This is a genomic window from Frankia sp. CeRuru1, from assembly GCF_977966315.1.
The window spans coordinates 1-16,817 of the sequence record NZ_CDWWEW010000068.1 but is presented as its reverse complement, the minus strand read 5'-3'; the positions used below and the strand labels follow the sequence as shown (position 1 = coordinate 16,817).

Sequence of the window (16,817 nt, the reverse complement as noted above, 5' to 3'; positions counted from 1 at the left end):
CTCGAAGCCGGCGCCGTTGGAAAACAGACGACGCGGTACGGGACGGACGATGGACCCGCGTGATTCGCGCCGGCACCCGCCAAGGAAACGCCTGCTGAGCGCTTGGGACTCCCGCGGAGGCACACCCCGATCGGAGCGGCACGCGGGCGCGCCCGGCACCGGGCGAGATCAGTCGAGCGGCCGGTCCCGCTGCCGTTGCCGTGGGGCCAGCCGCGGGGCACGGAGGTTCTCGAGGAACAGCAGGATGTGCGCGCCGACCGCACGCCGACCGGGGCCGGCGAGCACGCCACGCCCCCCGGGTAGCGACGCCAGCCGGGCCCGGCGCGCGGTCCGCGTCATCATGCGCACCAGCGCAAGCGGGCTGACCTCGTCTCGCTCGGCGTGGAGCAGTAGGACCGGCAGGTCGGGCAGCGACCGTGGGATCGGCTGTCCCGGACCCTCGCCCGCGATCTTTCGGTACACCAGCGGCAGGTCGAGCAACACGAGGGCATCCGGCCGGACGGCTGGCGAACCGGCGCCGACCAACGCCCGCAGGGCCCCGCTGTCCGAACCCAGCAGGATGAACGGACCCTCGGGGGCACGCGCCTCACCAAGGGCGAGGACGGTGTCTCTCCCGTGGTCGAGAAACGTCACCTGATATCCGTCGAGCGCGAGCCGGAAAGCCAGGCCCTCGAAATGTTCGGCAGATTCTCCCCGACCGGGGAGAAGGACGACACTGGCTCTTCTCGAGTGGGTTGGATCACCGCTGGGCCAGTAACGGGTTCCCGGCCCCTCCACATATCCATGGGGGCGCGGATAAACGTATGCTGACGAAACCAGGGATGACACAGCATGCTCCGATCGGAAACCGTCCAGAGATGTACCCGGTACTGACCGGACATCGATACCGAGGCAGCTGGCGTCCACGCAGGCAATGACGATCTGGAGACAGACCTATCGAGCGGCCATGAATAAGGAGAACGCCAGAGAGAACACCGAGCGAGGGAAAGCCGAGGAGGCTAGTAAAGCACGTGAAGTGGCCGGGCCGGACAACCGGACGAGGCCACTCGCAGGAAATCGATGTGGCCACGGATGACCAGGGGGGTCATCCGATCCACCCAGGAGGACATGACCATATTCTGCCTATCCGACGGCTACCTGTCAACATGGTCAATATTGTTACTCAGGTGTTTCACCCCATGTCCGCCCGAGGATACGTAACCGTAGCCACCAGTCGTGACCGAGGCCACGTGGCACGTGGCACGTGGCACGTGCCGCCGCACAGCTGCACGGCCCCGGACGTCGGGGCGGAGTCGGGTGATCGCCGGCTACGCCCCGGCGCCGTCGGGCCGGACGCCGCTCAGGCGGCGGCGCCCACCATCGTGTTGCAGCTCTCCGCGCAGGATCGGCATGCGCCGGCGAGCTTGGCGAGCTGCTGATCCTGCGGCATCCTCTCGCACATCTCAGCGCACATCACGCAGATCCGCGCGCACATCGCGCACATTTCCCCGTGCATCGGCGACAGCCGGCACATCATGTCGGCGCAGGTCCTGGTGACGGCTGCGCAGTCCATCATCAGCCGCATGTTCGCCGACTCCATCATGGCGCCCGGCATGTCCATGCAGTAGGAGATCGTCTCCTCGCACAGGGCCGAGCAGGACATACACTCCTCGATGGCCTTCCGCATGCTCTTATTGATCATTTCAGCGTGCTGCATGAGAACCCTCCAGGCATTGGAGACGCGGCACCCCGTACCAGCAAATGGCCCGGGCCACCTGACGGCAGCCGGCAGCGGGGCCCCTACGACAATAGCTTTCGGGGGCCGATCCGCATCTCGGTCAATCGCCGTCCCAGAGCGGATCCGACGAAAGCCCGCGAAGCCATACTAAGGGTATTTCTTTTGATATTTCGTGAACATTCTAGAAAACGGGAGAGTCAGCTGGACGGCGACGCCGCGGGCCGCTCGGGAGCGATTCTCGGCACCTCTTCCATCACCATGGTGGGGCGGACCAGGTTCCCGGGCAGCCGCGGGTGGGGCAGCACCGCACGACCGCCAAGGAACACCCCGCTCACGGCGCCCGGCCGCTCGAAGACCGACAGGTCCCCGGGGTCCGCGTCGAGCAGGATCGCGTCGAAGGCGGAGCCGACGGCGATACGGCCGGCTCCCTCCCCCAGTCCGAAGAGCCGGGCTCCGGTCGCGGTCGCGGCGAGCAGCGCCTCGGGCGGGGTGAGCCCGGCGCGGCGCAGCCGGCTGATCTCGGCCAGGTTCGTGCCGTGCCGGGTGCGGTGCCGGGCGTCGCTGCCGAGCGCGATCGGCACCCCCGCCGCACGGGCGACCGCGATCGTGCCGGCCAGCGCGGCCTCGGTGGCCTCGGCCCGGTCCACCGCCCAGCCCGGCAGCACTCCGGTGGCCGCCAGCGCCGCCAGGTCCTGGTAGGGCGACAGGGTGGGGACGAGCGTCACCCCGGCGGCCGCCATGGCGGCCGCCACGGGCTCGGTGAGCCCGATGCCGTGCTCGATGGACCGCGCTCCGGCGGCGACCGCGGCCTCGATCGACCGCTCGCCCAAGGCATGCATCATCACCGGGCGTCCGTACCGCCGGGCCTCCGCGACGGCGGCCGCAAGCTCCACCGGGCTGAACTGCGGCTCGGGCTGCCCCGGCCGGGCGGACATCACCCCACCGCTCGCGTAGATCATGATCCAGTCCGCACCCGCACGCAGAACGCCCCGCACCGACGCCGGCAGGCTGCCCGCCTCGGTAACGGTATGCGGGGGCCGGCCGGGATAGTCCGGCATGAGAACATCTTCGGCCGACTCCAGCCCGGGACCGATGATCGCCCCGTCACCGTGCCGCCCGGACCGGCTCAGCCCGACGACGGACACGGCGAGCCGAGGTCCGGGCACGGTGCCCGCGCTGACCGCGTCCCGGATGCCGGTGTCGGCGCCGCCGGCGTCCCGCAGGTGTGTGACACCGGCCGCCAACGACGCCCGCAACGCGGCGGCGGTCTGCAGGACCCGCGTGGACAGCGACGCCGTCGCCAGCTCGAACGGATCATAGGTGGACTGCGTGACGTGCGCGTGGCAGTCGACGACCCCTGGCATCAGCCACAGGTCGTGGGCGTCAACGTCGACGGCGTCCCGGTCGAGGCCGAGTCGCGTGCCGACCGCATGGATGATCCCGCCGCCGACGGCGACGTCGGTCGGCTCACCGAAGCGCCCGGTCTTGTCGAGGACGTGCACCCCCCGCAGGACGAAGGCCTCGGCCGCCTCGGATCGTCCGGGCACCGTCGACCGCTCGGACTCGGAGCGGCCGGACTCGGACCGTTCCGTCGCGGTGGATCGCCCATGCGCCGGAGGCTGCTCCGGAGTCAGGGATTGTTCCGATGATGCCAGGGGATCGGTCATGGCCAGCGCCGTTCCTGCCGTTGACGACGACCTCCAGCGCCTCGTTCCGGCCGGATCGAGCATCGACCGACAAACGCGCGGAGGCGGATGTCAGATCGAAGGTCGAGGCCGGGGTGCGGAAGGTCCGGATGTTCCGGAAGTCATCCGGATGTCAACGGGGACAGGCCGCCGTGTTGACGCGGCAGGTGTCGATGTGACGGCGATGAGTGAGTTCGACCGCGCGGCCACCCGGCCGAGGCCACGGCGTCGCCGTGATCCCGCACCGGTCGTCCGACACGACGTCTCCTTGTCTCCCACTCGCTCCCGGATTCACTCGCTCCCGGATAACCGCGCTCAGTGTCATCCGTCACACTCCACCGTAATCACCGGTCCCGGATGACGCAAAGGGTCGAAGGACGAGCCGGTCAGGTCCGCTCACGGGCGAGCAACTCGTAGGAACGGACGCGATCCGCGTGCTCGTAGGCGATCGTGGTGATCACCGGCTCGTCCGCGCGCCCAGGCAATGGCACACGATCGGCCTGCGGCGTTGACGGCAGGTTGACCGCCGTGGTGAGATCATCCGGTGTTCAGTCCGGCCGTTCTCGTTACGCGTGGCCACGTCGACTTCTCCCTGGTGAGTTCCGCCATCTGTACCGCGCGCTGAGCCGCGCGGCGGACGCGCTCGTCCCGGCGCACCCTCAGTGCGTTCCCGAGATCCACCGCTCCGGTCCGCTCCCTCGGCCTGGCCGGCCGTTGAGCCGGCGCGACCGGAGGCCGGCGCGACCAGCACCCCGCTCTCCTCACCTCGGCGCCCGCCGACCCGGAGGGCATGCCCGCATGCCGGTTCGACATCCGACGGCGTCGACATCCAACGGCGTCGACGAGCCCGACGCGGCACCCGGACCCCGAGCACCGATCCTGGTGAAATGACCGTGCCGGCCAGCCAGTGCCGGCCAGCCAGTGCCGGCAGGGATGTACCGGCGCGGATCCACCCGCGCAGCTCCACCCGCGCACGTATGTCCCCGTGCGACCGGTACCTCCTCCCGCAACATCACCTTGTTCCATATCTTGTTCCATGAAATGAGGAATCCTTCCATGTCCCGTCGCCTTTTCACCTCCGAGTCGGTCACCGAAGGCCATCCGGACAAACTCGCCGACCAGATCAGTGACGCCCTGCTCGACGCGTTCCTGGCCGGCGACCCCACCTCCCGGGTCGCGGTGGAGACACTGCTGACCACCGGGCACGTGCACGTGGCCGGCGAGGTCACCAGCTCCGCGCACGTCGACGTGACCGCCGTCGTGCGGCGCACCCTCACCGACATCGGTTACGACGCCGCCACCGGCTTCGACGGCGCGACCGTCGGCGTGCTGGTCTCGATCGGTGCCCAGTCCCCGGACATCGCCCAGGGCGTCGACAAGGCCTATGAGGCACGGGTCGAGGGCGGCGAGGACACGCTGGCCCAGCAGGGCGCCGGCGACCAGGGGATCATGTTCGGCTACGCCACCGACGAGACCCCCGACCTGCTCCCGCTGCCGATCACACTGGCCCACCGCCTCGCCCAGCGGCTGTCGAAGGTGCGTCACGCCGGCCTGCTGCCCTACCTGCGGCCGGACGGCAAGACCCAGGTGACCATCGAATACGACGGGGACCGCCCGGTCCGGTTGGACACGGTGGTCGTGTCCGCGCATCACGCCGCCGACGTCGACCTGGCCACCCGTCTGGTTCCGGACATCCGCGACCAGGTCATCGCCCCCGAGCTCAAGCGGCTGGCCGAGGAGAACCTGGGCTTGGAGGTAGACGGCTACCGGCTGCTCGTGAACCCGACCGGCCGGTTCGAGATCGGCGGCCCGATCGGCGACGCGGGCCTGACCGGCCGCAAGATCATCATTGACACCTACGGCGGTTACGCCCGTCATGGCGGCGGTGCTTTCTCCGGCAAGGACCCGTCCAAGGTCGACCGTTCGGCCGCCTACGCGCTGCGCTGGGTCGCCAAGAACGTCGTCGCGGCCGGCCTCGCCCGACGGGCGGAGCTGCAGGTTGCCTACGCCATCGGCAAGGCCGAGCCGGTAGGCTTGTTCGTCGAGACCTTCGGCACCGAGACCGTGCCGGTGCCGGAGATCGCGCGGGCCGTCTCGGAGGTCTTCGACTTGCGCCCGGCCGCCATCATCCGGGACCTCGACCTGCTACGGCCGATCTACGGGCAGACTGCCTCCTACGGCCACTTCGGTCGGACGCTGCCCGACTTCACCTGGGAGCGCACGGACCGCGCCGACGCGCTGCGCGCCGCAATCAGCCGCTGACCCCGGCGGACGCTGACACCAGCGGACGCCGACACCGCGCCCCAGGTCTTGCCTGGCGACGACTCCGGTCCGCGCGGCTACGGGAGGCGCCACCCGCTAGGGGCGGTCAGAGTGGACCGCATGACCACTTCGGACCGGTCCGGACGACGCGCACCGTCCGGAACACGGCCGCTGCCCGGAACACGCCCCGTCCCCCGGGCACACCCCGCGACTGAACCAGGGTCCGGGGTGTCCCGGCCCGGGGAACGGCCCCGGGACGCGCTGGGCCGCCCTCTTCCCCACGGCGAGACCGGCGTGCCGCCGCTCGCCTCCTCGGCCCCGCTACCGCCGGCCGCGGCACTCGCCGAGGCCCAGCGACTCCTCGACGCGGGACTTCCCTTCCAGGCACACGAGGTACTCGAGGCCGTCTGGAAGAGTCCGGAGACCGACCCCGGCGAGCGCGGGCTGTGGCGCGGGCTGGCACAGCTCGCCGTCGGCGTCACCCATCTGGCCCGCGGCAACGTCAAGGGCGGCGTGGCCGTGCTGCGGCGCGGCGCGGCGAACCTCGCCCCCTACGCGGACCGGCCTCCGCACGGCGTAGCCGTTCCTGGTCTGCTCGCCTGGGTGGACCTGCGGATCGCCGACACCGGCCAGGCCCATCCCGAATTACCGTGCATCACCGCCCCGGACCAGGGAGCCGCCGGAAAATAACTTCGGCTTTTGACCATACTCTGTGAGGGAGGGGACCGACGAGGTCCTAGCGGAGAAGTTCGCGGTGTTGCTGCCGCATCTGGACGAGCGTCGGCGGCGGCTGGTGCTAGGGGCGGATGCCAGGGCGTTGGGGCATGGCGGGATTCGTCTGGTGACCCGGACAGCGGGGGCCTCGGAGGACACCGTCTCGCGCGGGGCGGCGGAGTTGGACAGTGGCCAGCCTCCGTCCGGGCGGGTCCGCACGGCGGGCGCGGGCCGCAGACCGCTGCGGGAGAAGGACCCGCGCCTGGTGGACGCGCTGCTCGCGCTGGTCGAGCCCGACCAGCGGGGGACCCGGAGTCGCCGCTGCGATGGACGGTGAAATCGACCCGCATGCTGGCGGGGGGAGCTGACCCGGTCCGGGCACGTGGTATAGCAGGTCATGTCAACGACCACCAGATGTGCGACAGAGCCGTTTTCTTGACACACCCGCTCCACACGCTCAACCCTGCACCACATGATCAACTTAGGCTACATGACATTGCGTTCAGGGCCGCATCCCACGAACAAACCTACCACACACTCCCACAACCCCAGGAGCGGACTACGAGCCGCTACCAAGCAAACGTGCCAAGACCCTGGGGGCGTGGCCGCCCCGGCCGACGGCGAGCCCCGCCCCGTCGGTTGACCCCACCGCACCACCCCGCGGCGCACCACCTGCCCGTTCTGCCCCGCCGCAGCGGGGCAGAACGGTGGCATTCATCCCGGAACGGCGGTACGATTATCCTTCAGCTGGAGAGAGCAGTGCGGAGGATTTCACAGGTGGGAATCGAGTGGACCAGGGCGACTTCTTCATCAGCTACTGCCAGCGCGACCGGGACTGGGCCGAATGGATCGCCTGGCAGCTACAGGAGGTCGGTTATCGCGTGTTTCTTCAGGCCTGGCATATCGGCCCCGGCCGCAACTGGGTCAGGGACATGGGTCAGGGGGTGGAGAACTGCCGGCACACGATCGCGGTGCTCTCGCCCGAGTATCTGAATTCCCCGTACTGCCGGGCAGAATGGCAGGCGGCGTTCGAATACGATCCCGAGGGCAACCGCCGTAAGCTCATCCCGGTGCGGATAGCGGAATGCACCCCTACCGGGATACTCCGGCAGCTGGTCCACTTCGACCTCATAGGCCTCGACAACGAGAACGCCGCCCGGGAGCAGCTGCTGCGCAATGTCCGCTCGGCATGGGAAAAGGGCAATCTCACGCCCAAGGAGCCTCCGTACTTCCCCCAGGCCCAGCGCACCGAGATCGCGCCACCGGCCGCGCAACGCCCGATCACCTCACAGCCCGCATTCCCGCCGAAGGTGCCGGAACAGCGCCGGGCGGTCGGCGCCATCCTCACCGCGCTCACGCGGAAGTGGGTCATGCTTCCGACGCTCGCCGCGGCCATCGTCATCGGAATCCCCTTCCAGGTGGCAGACAGCCCTGGCGGAGTGCTGGTCGGCTCACTCGCCGCCGCGCTCATCGCGGCCGTCCCCACCGTTATGCTATTCCCTCCGACGGACCTTACCGCGATGCTGGTGGTTGGCTGGGCCTGCGCGGTGGGCGCAGTCGGGGGGATGGAAATCACCTACGGCCGCACGTGGGCGGTCGTGGCCGAGGTACTGGGCGCGGTGACGCTCTCGGCCATCTTCACCATCGGCATGCGCCTACCCCGCCCAGCACCACCGACCGATCCGGCGCACCCGGCCCCGACTGCGATCATAGAGTCTGATACTTAAAGTAAATCTGTCATTACTCCGTAGCCCTCGGGGATCAGGTACAAGAGCAAGAATCGGCCGTTCTCGGCCCAAGGCGCTCTGCGCGGCATGGTCGGCATGGTCGGCATGGTCGGCATGCGACGATCCGGTGGCGGACAGGTGTCCTGGAGCTTGCCCCACGCAAGGCCCGATATCAGCGTCCCACGGATCGAGGAGTCGCCGCGAATGTCCGATACCCGGTCGCGGCTGGGATGGCATCCCACCGCCATCGCCGTCCTGGTGATCCTGACCACCATCGTCCTCGCCTTCATCGGCCAGGTCCTCGGCAAAGGCGGCCGTGGCCAGACTCTCGTGAACACGCCCTCAACGCGGTCGGCGGCACCGACACAGATGCCGCTCGATCCCCCGATGAAGAAGAGGCTGCGCTCGACCACGTGCACGACCGTGCGGATCATCGCCGGCCAGCCCCGCACCTCCTACTCGCAGTACGCGAGCACACTCGCGAAGCTCATCAATGATCCGGCGCTGAACGGCGGCAACGGGTGGCGCGCCTCTCCCGATTCGGACACGAACGGGACGTCCCAGAACCTCAAGAATCTCGGAGTTCCGGAGAACCAGCACTGCACTCTCGCGCTGGCCCAGCTCAATGTGGTGGTGGACGCTCAAAACGGCCGAGGCGACTTCACCGACGGGGCCGTCGAGGGCCTACGCCTCGTCGGCCAGATCTACTACGACGTTCTCCAGCTCATCGTCCCGACCAACTCCAGCATTCATAGCGCGGACGATCTGTGCGGCAAGACGGTCGAAAGCGGAGTGCTCGACTCGGGCACCCACCAGATCGCCTCCGTGCTGTTCCGTCAGATCACCCGGGTGAAAGGAGCGGGCTGCGTCATCCGTCCGGTGACCGGGAACCGGATAGCCGAGGCTCTCCAGAAACTTCATCCCACCGGTGCGGATCACGCCGACGCGGTCCTGTGGGCGGCGGGCGCTCCCACCATGGCGGTCCAGGAATACAACGACAGCTACCAGAAGATCAGATTCGTGCCACTCGACGACTGGCAATCGGCGATCCAGCGGGACTGGTACTCCCAGTACCTCGATGTCGGAGCCAACGTCTTCACAAGGGCCGCCATCGAGCCGGGTGACTACAACATCATCCCGTCCCAGCCGACACAGACCATCGCGGTGCCGAACGGCATCGTCGCCAGCAAGTACGCCGACGCCGCGCTGGTCGAGTTCGCCGCCCGGATGATGGGTGAACACTCCGCCGAGTTCAAGGCCACCCTGTGGACCACCCATCAGGCGCAGGCGCAGGCGCGCCGCCTCGATTTCGCGACTCCCGGCTCCTTCATCGCGACCAACATCTGCCGGTACGTCCCGCTACATCCGGCGGCGGAGAGATACTATACACATGCGCTCGGTTATCCGACGGGATGCCCGACCCCGACCCCCTGACCTCCGGTTCACTTGTTGACCCATCAAGAGGGTGGCCCGTAGCGTCGATCCAGGCAAGCGCCAGGCAACGGGTAGGCGACACGGGCTGGGCGACACGGGCAGGGCAACGGTCGATCCGCCGTCATTGTGATGATTGTGACGTGTGATGGTTGTGACGAGGGAGAGCCCATGGAGAACGCAGTCATCGTCGATGGGGTACGCACGGCATCGGGACGGGGCAAGCCGGGTGGGGCGCTGTCCGAAACCCATCCGGTGGAGCTGCTGGCCACCGTACTGAAGGCACTGATCGCCCGCAACGACCTTGATCCGGCGCTGGTTGACGACGTCATCGCCGGGTGTGTCGACCAGGCCGGCGAGCAGGCCGTCAACATCGGGCGCACCGCGGTGCTGGCGGCCGGGTTCCCCGAGTCGGTGCCGGCCACCACGATCGACCGCCAGTGCGGGTCGAGCCAGCAGGCCGCCCATTTCGCCGCGCAGGGGGTGCTCGCCGGCGCCTACGACATCGTCATCGCCGCCGGGGTGGAGTCGATGAGCCGGGTGCCGATGGGCTCCACCACCCTCGGCAAGGACCCCAACGGCCCGAGCCTGCACGCCCGCTACCCGGAGGGCCTGGCCCACCAGGGCATCGGCGCGGAGCTCGTCAGCGCCCGATGGAAGATCAACCGGGAGGACCTGGACATCTTCTCCGCGCGGTCGCACCAGCTCGCGGCGGCCTCCGCCGCGGCGGGGGACTTCACCGGGGAGATCGTCCCGGTCGAGATCACCCTTCCGGACGGCACGACAGCCCAGCACACCGTGGACGAGACGGTCCGAGCGACCACGACCGTTGAGACGCTGGCGAAGCTCAAGCCGTCCTTCTACACCGAGGCGTACGCTGCCCGCTTCCCGGAAATCACCTGGAACATCACCCCGGGTAACTCCTCCCCGCTGACCGACGGCGCCTCGGCCGTCCTGATCATGAGCGAGACCAGGGCGAACGAGCTCGGCCTGCGGCCACGGGCCCGGTTCCACACGTTCGCGCTCGCCGGGGATGACCCGTTACTCATGCTGACCGCGCCGATCCCGGCGACCCGCAAGGCGCTCAAGCGCGCCGGTCTGAGCATCGACGACATCGACACCTTCGAGGTCAACGAGGCGTTCGCGCCCGTGCCGCTCATGTGGGCCCGCGACACCGGTGCCGACCCGGCGAAGCTCAACCCGCGCGGGGGCGCCATCGCGCTGGGCCACCCACTGGGTGGATCGGGCACCCGCCTGCTCACCACGATGCTCAACTACCTGGAGGCCACCGGCGGCCGTTACGGCCTGCAGACGATGTGCGAGGGCGGCGGCCTGGCCAACGCCACCATCATCGAACGGCTCTGACCTCCACCGGCCGACCTCACACCGGCCGATCCACCGGCCGATCCACCGGCATCGCCCTGGGCACCCTGGGAGCCGGCCCGGTCACGCCGTGAACGCGGCCACGGTGAGCTGCCGCACGGCGGGATCCCGGCATGCCCGCGTGTCCGGGCCGGTCAGCCGCAGCGCCTCGGTGTTCCCCGGCGGGTACACGCGCAGCGCGGCGACCGGCGCGGTCCCCGAGGGAGGTGTGCAGCCTTCCGCCACGCCGAGATGCAGGATGCGCAGGACCGCCGTCGCGGCGCCCCCGGGCACGAGCCGCACCGGCGCGCCCACCGGCCCCGTGTGCTCCGCCGCCGCGCCCACCTGCCGGCCGGCCGCGTCCACGAACGACACGCCAGGGAATCCGCGTACCACGCAGGGGCTGTGACCGATGTTGGTCAGGACCAGCCGTTCGTAGTCGCTGCCCGCGGTTCCCTGGCGGTCGATGCTGCTCAGAGCAAGTTGAGCGGTCCGGCACCGGGCCGCCACGGGCGTCGCCGGAGCCGCCACCGCGGTGCCCCCGCCGCCGCCCGGGCCCGGGCCGCATCCGGCGACGAGGATCGCCGTCGCGGCCAGGGCGAGTACCACCGGAAAAACCCTCCCATGAGACCTGTGCATGACGACCTCCTCGTCGCGCGGCGAGCCGGCGAGCTGGCAAGCCACCCGGTGATGTCACCCAATCCCTTCCCGCTGCTACCCTCCGTGACACCGTCGGGGATCCGTCATATCGTGCTCCAGGGCTCTTGTTCTCATCGGCGCGTCCGGTTCCTCACCATCGCGTCCGGCCCACGCCCGCCGATCGACCGTTCTCCAGTACCGGGCCGGCCGGGCCACGACACCGGACCGGCTGGCCGGCTGGCTGGCTGGCTGGCCGGCTGGCCGGCTGGCCGGCTGGCCCACACAGTGATCTTCTACTGAGGCCTACTCAGGGTCTGGACCGTGCGCCGACCAGAGGTCATCGTGAAACGAACGGGCTATGAAGCGCGTTGTTGCCGCGTGACGGGGTAGGCCCGCGGGCCGGGTCGCCCCGCACCGACCGGAAGGGATCATGAAAGTCTCCGAAGATGCCGGGTGTAGTTCCGGCCGACCCACGCGCGAGGAAGCGCCCGCGGGGGTCGACCGATGATCGAGGCGCTTCTGTTGGTACTCAGCCTGGTGCTCGTGGCCGCCTGCGGCGTTTTCGTCGCGGCCGAGTTCGCTTTCGTCACGGTGGACCGGCCCTCGGTGGAGCGGGCCGCCGAGCGCGATGATCGGGGCGCCCGCGGGGTACTCACCGCACTGCGCGGTCTGTCCACCCAGCTGTCCGGCGCCCAGCTCGGAATCACCATCACCAACCTGGCGATCGGTTTTCTGGCGGAGCCCGCCATCGCAGGGCTACTCGAGGGGCCGATCACCTCGCTCGGCGCCCCGGACGGGCTCGCCCGGGCGGCGTCGGTGGCGATCGCCCTGGTCCTCGCGACAGGCCTGACGATGGTGTACGGCGAGCTGATCCCGAAGAACCTGGCGATCGCCCATCCCCTCGGCACCGCGTTGGCGGTGCAGGCTCCCCAGCGTGCCTTCACGAAGGCCACCGGCCCGCTGATCCGCTCGCTGAACACCACGGCGAACGCGGTGCTGCACCGCCTCGGCATCTCGCCACGCGAGGAGCTGGCCTCGGCCCGTTCGGCTCAGGAGCTGTTCTCCCTCGTCGGGCGGTCTGCCGAGCACGGCACCCTCTCCCACGAGACGGCGACGCTGGTGCAGCGCTCCCTGCTGTTCGGTGACCGGACCGCCGAGGACGTCATGACACCCCGGATGCGCATGCGCACCGTCCATGCCGACGAACCGGTCAGCGAGGTTATCACCCTCACCCGGCGCACCGGGCACTCCCGCTTCCCGGTACTCGGCACGGACAGCGACGACGTCGTGGGCCTCATCCATGTGAAGAACGCGGTCGCCGTCCCCGAGGACGCCCGGGACCATACCCCGGTACGCGACGTGATGGTCCCGCCGGTGACCGTGCCCTCGACGATCCTGCTCGACCCCTTGCTGGAGACACTGCGTGCCGGCGGCATGCAGATGGCGATCGTGGTCGACGAGTTCGGCGGCACCGACGGACTGGTCACTGCCGAGGACCTCATCGAGGAGATCGTCGGCGACGTTGTCGACGAACACGATCGGGTCAGCCCGCGCGCCCTGCGCCGACGGGACGGCAGCTGGCTGCTCTCCGGCCTGCTGCGCCCGGAGGAGGCCCGCAACGTCACGGGGATCGACATCCCCGCGGACGACACCTACCAGACCCTGGGCGGTCTGATGGCCCGGGCGCTGGGACGCATCCCCGGGGCGGGCGACACGGCGGCCGTGGAGGGCGTGCGGTACACCGTCGAGCGGATGGACGGCCGGCGGGTCGACCGGATCCGCCTGGATCCGATCGCGCCGACGGGCGCCACGCCGGAGAGGGATACGGACCCGCCGGTCGCGGACCCCGCGGATCGCCGACCCGGCACAGGCCCGGCAGGCCCGGCAGGCCCGGCCGCTGAGGAGGCCGAGGAGACCGAGGAGGCTGAGGATGCCGAGACCGCCTCGGTCGGAAGGGCGGGGTGGGGATGACCGACCTGCTGGCGATCGTCGCCACCGTCGTCCTGCTGGCGCTGAACGCGCTGTTCGTCGGGGCCGAGTTCGCGCTGATCTCGGCCCGGCGGTCGAGCTTGGAGCCGATGGCCGAGGCGGGCTCGCGGCTGGCGAAGATCACCCTTGGGGCGATGGAGAACGTCTCGCTGATGCTCGCCGGGGCGCAGCTCGGCATCACCGTCTGCACCCTGGGCCTCGGCGCTCTCGGGGAACCGGCGGTCGCGCATCTGCTCCGCGGACCATTCGAGGCGGCCGGGATGCCCTCCGCCCTGCTGCACCCGGTGGCCTTCGCCATCGCGCTGGGCCTGGTGACCTTCCTGCACGTGGTCGTCGGCGAGATGGTCCCGAAGAACATCGCGCTGGCGATGCCGGAGCGTGCGGTCCTGCTGCTCGCCCCACTCCTGGTCGGAGTCGTCCGCTGCGGCAAACCGGTCATCGCGCTGCTCAACACGATCGCGGCCGTGTCGTTGCGGCTCGTCGGCGTCGAACCGAAGGACGAGATCGCGAGCGTCTTCACCCGCGACGAGGTCGCCGGACTCATCGAGGAGTCGCATCGGGAGGGTCTGCTCGCCGAGGATGAACACGACCTGCTGACCGGGGCGCTGTCGTTCGAGGAACGCACCGCGCGTGCCGTCCTGCTCCCGCCGGACGGGCTGGTCACCGTGTCCCCGGCGGTCACTCCCCGGCAGGTCGAACAGCTCGCCGCGCGCACCGGATTCACCCGCTTCCCGGTGCGGGACCCCGAGGGCGGGCTGATCGGCTACCTGCACCTCAAGGACGTGCTGGAGACCCGGCCGGAGCGGCGGTCCAGCCCGGTCGCGGCCAAGTGGACCCGGCCGCTAGCCCGAGTCGGCGCCGACGACAACCTGCGGACGGCGCTGGCGACGATGCAGCACTCCGGCGCGCATCTGGCCAGGGTCACCGACGCCGACGGTACGGTCCTCGGGCTCGTCGCGCTGGAGGACATCCTGGAGGAGCTGGTCGGGGAGATCCGCGACGACGCCGTTCGCACGGTCGTGATCCCCACCCACCAGCCCGCCTGAACCGTTCGGTCCCGTATCTCCCGTATCTCCCGGTTACCTTGCCTATCCAGAGGCTTCGGTGTCCGATTTATCCCTCTGGATAGGCAAGGTGGGGATCAGCGGCGGGGTTCCCGGGCGACGATGACCGCCATCGACGGCGCCCACCAGTAGCTGCAGTCCGTCGGCGGCTGCAGGCCGTCGACGACACGCACGCTGAAGGTGCGGAAGTGGCGGAGCAGGGCCCGCTGATGCCGCCGGGACACCGAGTCGATCTCGTTCGAGTAGTAGGTGAACGAACCGCCGTCGGCCAGGTGGTCGGCGGCGTGCGCGAAGAAGTGCTCGGCGAAGGTGGGGCTGCGCACGAAATACTCGTCGACCTCGGTCTCGTCGAGGGGATAGGTGTCAAAGAGGATGCCGTCAAACCGGCCGAGGCCGGGTATGGCCTCCTGCCAACGCCCGGTGATGATCTCCACCCCGCGGCGCCCCGCGGGGCGGGCCCACTGCTCGGCGACGCGCACCGTGGCCGGGTTCGCCTCGATGATCGTGTGCCGGGCCGGGCCGATCTCCTGGACGAACCCGGCGGACAGGCCCAGGCCGAACCCGACCTCGAGGACGGTACCGCCCGGCTGGGTCACCTCGGCGGCCAGCGCCCGCATCAACGGCGCCTCCCAGGTCTGCATCACCTCCTGGCCGGAGACGAGCAGCGTGCCCTCGACCACCGAGGGGACCGCCGCGTCGATGGCTGTGTCGATCGTCGGACGAGGCGCCCCGGCCACCATCGTGCCGGCCGTCTCGTCCAGCGCGCTGAGATCGGCGACGAACTCGTCGAGGGCCCGGTCGAGCAGCAACCGCCGTGGCTCCTCGGAGACCGGGGCGAGCAGGGACCGCGAGGTCGGGGTCAGTGTCACGTCGAACTTTGCCGCGCGGCGGAGCACAGGGCCTCCCAGATCATGCATCTTTGCCGGTATTGCGCTATATTCCGTCCATACTGGTTCTGTCCATACTGCGATCTTCCATCCTTTACTGCGATACTCTGCCTGTGCGCCCGCGCCGGTCCAGGCATCCGCCGTATCTGAGAAGGTCGCCGGTCTCGGCGCACCTTGGGAGCGGGGCAGGGCGTGCGTGGCCGTTGTCCCACTACGGGAGTGGGGCACGGTGACGGGGGCGACACCACCTCCGCTGCCCGGCGACGCCGTGCGCCCGCTCCAGCTGACCGATCCGCGGCGGCTCGGGGTCTACCAGGTGATCGGCCGGCTCGGGCAGGGCGGCATGGGCACCGTCTTCCTCGGCCGGGCACCCGACGGAAGCGCCGTCGCGATCAAGATGATCAGGCCGGAGCTCGCGCAACGGCCCGAATTCCGCGCCCGGTTCGCCCGCGAGGCCGAGAGTGCCCGCCGGGTCCGCCGGTTCACCACGGCCGCCGTGCTGGACGCAGATCCATACGGGCCCCAGCCCTATCTCGTGACCGAGTTCGTCGAGGGTCCGACGCTGTCGAGGCGCGTCTCCGTGCGGGGGCCGCTGCGGCCCGCCGATCTCGAACAGCTCGCAGTCAGCGTGACGACCGCCCTGAGCGCCATCCACGCGGCCGGGATCGTGCACCGCGACCTCACCCCCGGCAACGTCCTGCTGTCCCCGGTCGGCCCCAAGGTGATCGACTTCGGTCTGGCCCGCGAGTTCAACGCGGACACCGACCTGAGCCACAACGTCCGGCATGCCATCGGTACGCCCGGTTACATGTCCCCGGAGCAGATCCTCGACGCACCAATCACCTCGGCGGTCGACGTCTTCGCCTGGGGCGCCGTCATGATCTTCGCCGCCACCGGGCACGCGCCGTTCGGCACCGGTCGCATCGACGCCATTCTTTACCGCATCGTCAACGAGCCACCGCGGCTCGACGGAGTTGGCGGCGAGCTGCGCAACCTCGTCGAGATCGCGATGGCGAAGGACCCGGCGGCCCGGCCGAGCGCGGAGGAGCTGCGGACAGCGCTGATCGGCGGGGGTAGCCTCCCCGCGCGCCCGGAGCCCGGCACCAGACCGCCCGGACCGCCTGGCACCGCGCAGCCCACCGGACGTGCCCGCCGCTGGGCCCGGCGCCGGCCATCAGGCGCCAAGGGGCCGGCGCCCAGGCCGGAGCGGCCCGGCAGCACGGGCAGCACGGGCAGCACCGCCGCGAACGTGGCGGACATGCCCGTTACCCAGCTGTCCCCGCCGCCTGTCGCCCCGCCGCCGCCGATTCCCGCCCGGACCCCGCCGCCGATTCCAGCCC

The 16,817-nt window shown here is 69.9% G+C and carries 14 protein-coding genes and 1 pseudogene; 10 read left to right on the top strand and 5 right to left on the bottom strand.

The window, feature by feature from the left end:
• Window positions 1-168 precede the first annotated feature (168 nt).
• From AC08OP_RS07635 to AC08OP_RS07625, 3 genes are all read right to left on the bottom strand, one after another.
• A complete protein-coding gene (locus AC08OP_RS07635; protein WP_462186044.1) occupies window positions 169-633 on the bottom strand; it encodes an alpha/beta fold hydrolase in 465 nt (154 codons plus the stop codon).
• Between the two features lie 706 nt (window positions 634-1,339).
• Complete coding sequence (locus AC08OP_RS07630; protein ID WP_476613544.1) at window positions 1,340-1,696, bottom strand: four-helix bundle copper-binding protein; 357 nt, start codon at window positions 1,694-1,696, stop codon at window positions 1,340-1,342.
• Window positions 1,697-1,914: 218 nt separating this feature from the next.
• Window positions 1,915-3,264 (bottom strand): amidohydrolase family protein, encoded by a 1,350-nt coding sequence (locus tag AC08OP_RS07625; protein ID WP_476613543.1) that lies wholly within the window; start codon window positions 3,262-3,264, stop codon window positions 1,915-1,917.
• A 1,194-nt stretch (window positions 3,265-4,458) separates the two neighbouring features.
• On the opposite strand from AC08OP_RS07625, the gene metK reads away from it, so the two are divergent.
• From metK to AC08OP_RS07595, 6 genes and pseudogenes are all read left to right on the top strand, one after another.
• A complete protein-coding gene (metK, locus tag AC08OP_RS07620; protein ID WP_476601779.1) occupies window positions 4,459-5,664 on the top strand; it encodes a methionine adenosyltransferase in 1,206 nt (401 codons plus the stop codon).
• Between the two features lie 228 nt (window positions 5,665-5,892).
• Window positions 5,893-6,354: a DUF309 domain-containing protein gene (locus AC08OP_RS07615; protein ID WP_476613542.1), complete on the top strand. Its 462-nt coding sequence runs from the start codon at window positions 5,893-5,895 to the stop codon at window positions 6,352-6,354.
• Between the two features lie 22 nt (window positions 6,355-6,376).
• A pseudogene (locus AC08OP_RS07610) lies at window positions 6,377-6,766 on the top strand (ISAzo13-like element transposase-related protein); the annotation flags it as partial.
• A gap of 400 nt (window positions 6,767-7,166) precedes the next feature.
• The gene (locus AC08OP_RS07605; protein ID WP_476613541.1) at window positions 7,167-8,105 is read left to right on the top strand and encodes a toll/interleukin-1 receptor domain-containing protein; all 939 of its coding nucleotides are present in this window, start codon (window positions 7,167-7,169) and stop codon (window positions 8,103-8,105) included.
• Between the two features lie 204 nt (window positions 8,106-8,309).
• Window positions 8,310-9,539: a TAXI family TRAP transporter solute-binding subunit gene (locus AC08OP_RS07600; protein WP_476613540.1), complete on the top strand. Its 1,230-nt coding sequence runs from the start codon at window positions 8,310-8,312 to the stop codon at window positions 9,537-9,539.
• Between the two features lie 168 nt (window positions 9,540-9,707).
• The gene (locus AC08OP_RS07595) at window positions 9,708-10,901 is read left to right on the top strand and encodes a thiolase family protein (RefSeq protein WP_476613539.1); all 1,194 of its coding nucleotides are present in this window, start codon (window positions 9,708-9,710) and stop codon (window positions 10,899-10,901) included.
• An 81-nt stretch (window positions 10,902-10,982) separates the two neighbouring features.
• On the opposite strand, the gene AC08OP_RS07590 is transcribed toward AC08OP_RS07595, so the two are convergent.
• Window positions 10,983-11,507 carry a DUF4232 domain-containing protein gene (locus AC08OP_RS07590; protein WP_476613538.1) on the bottom strand — a complete coding sequence of 175 codons (525 nt, stop codon included), beginning with the start codon at window positions 11,505-11,507 and terminating at the stop codon, window positions 10,983-10,985.
• Between the two features lie 15 nt (window positions 11,508-11,522).
• Between AC08OP_RS07590 and AC08OP_RS07585 the strand changes: the two genes are divergently transcribed.
• The 3 genes from AC08OP_RS07585 (at window position 11,523) to AC08OP_RS07575 (ending at window position 14,572) form a co-directional block, all read left to right on the top strand.
• Entirely contained in the window at window positions 11,523-11,837 is a 315-nt protein-coding gene (locus AC08OP_RS07585) for a hypothetical protein (protein ID WP_476613537.1), read from the top strand.
• A 204-nt stretch (window positions 11,838-12,041) separates the two neighbouring features.
• Window positions 12,042-13,508 carry a hemolysin family protein gene (locus AC08OP_RS07580; protein WP_476613536.1) on the top strand — a complete coding sequence of 489 codons (1,467 nt, stop codon included), beginning with the start codon at window positions 12,042-12,044 and terminating at the stop codon, window positions 13,506-13,508.
• The gene (locus tag AC08OP_RS07575) at window positions 13,505-14,572 is read left to right on the top strand and encodes a hemolysin family protein (protein ID WP_462188263.1); all 1,068 of its coding nucleotides are present in this window, start codon (window positions 13,505-13,507) and stop codon (window positions 14,570-14,572) included. The genes AC08OP_RS07580 and AC08OP_RS07575 overlap by 4 nt, the downstream gene beginning before the upstream one ends.
• A gap of 95 nt (window positions 14,573-14,667) precedes the next feature.
• Here the strand turns inward: AC08OP_RS07575 and AC08OP_RS07570 are convergent, their stop codons facing one another.
• Window positions 14,668-15,486 (bottom strand): class I SAM-dependent methyltransferase, encoded by an 819-nt coding sequence (locus AC08OP_RS07570; RefSeq protein WP_476613535.1) that lies wholly within the window; start codon window positions 15,484-15,486, stop codon window positions 14,668-14,670.
• Between the two features lie 187 nt (window positions 15,487-15,673).
• Here AC08OP_RS07570 and AC08OP_RS07565 point away from each other — a divergent pair.
• The coding region (locus tag AC08OP_RS07565) for a serine/threonine-protein kinase (RefSeq protein ID WP_476613534.1) at window positions 15,674-16,817 on the top strand (1,144 nt) is incomplete at its 3' end.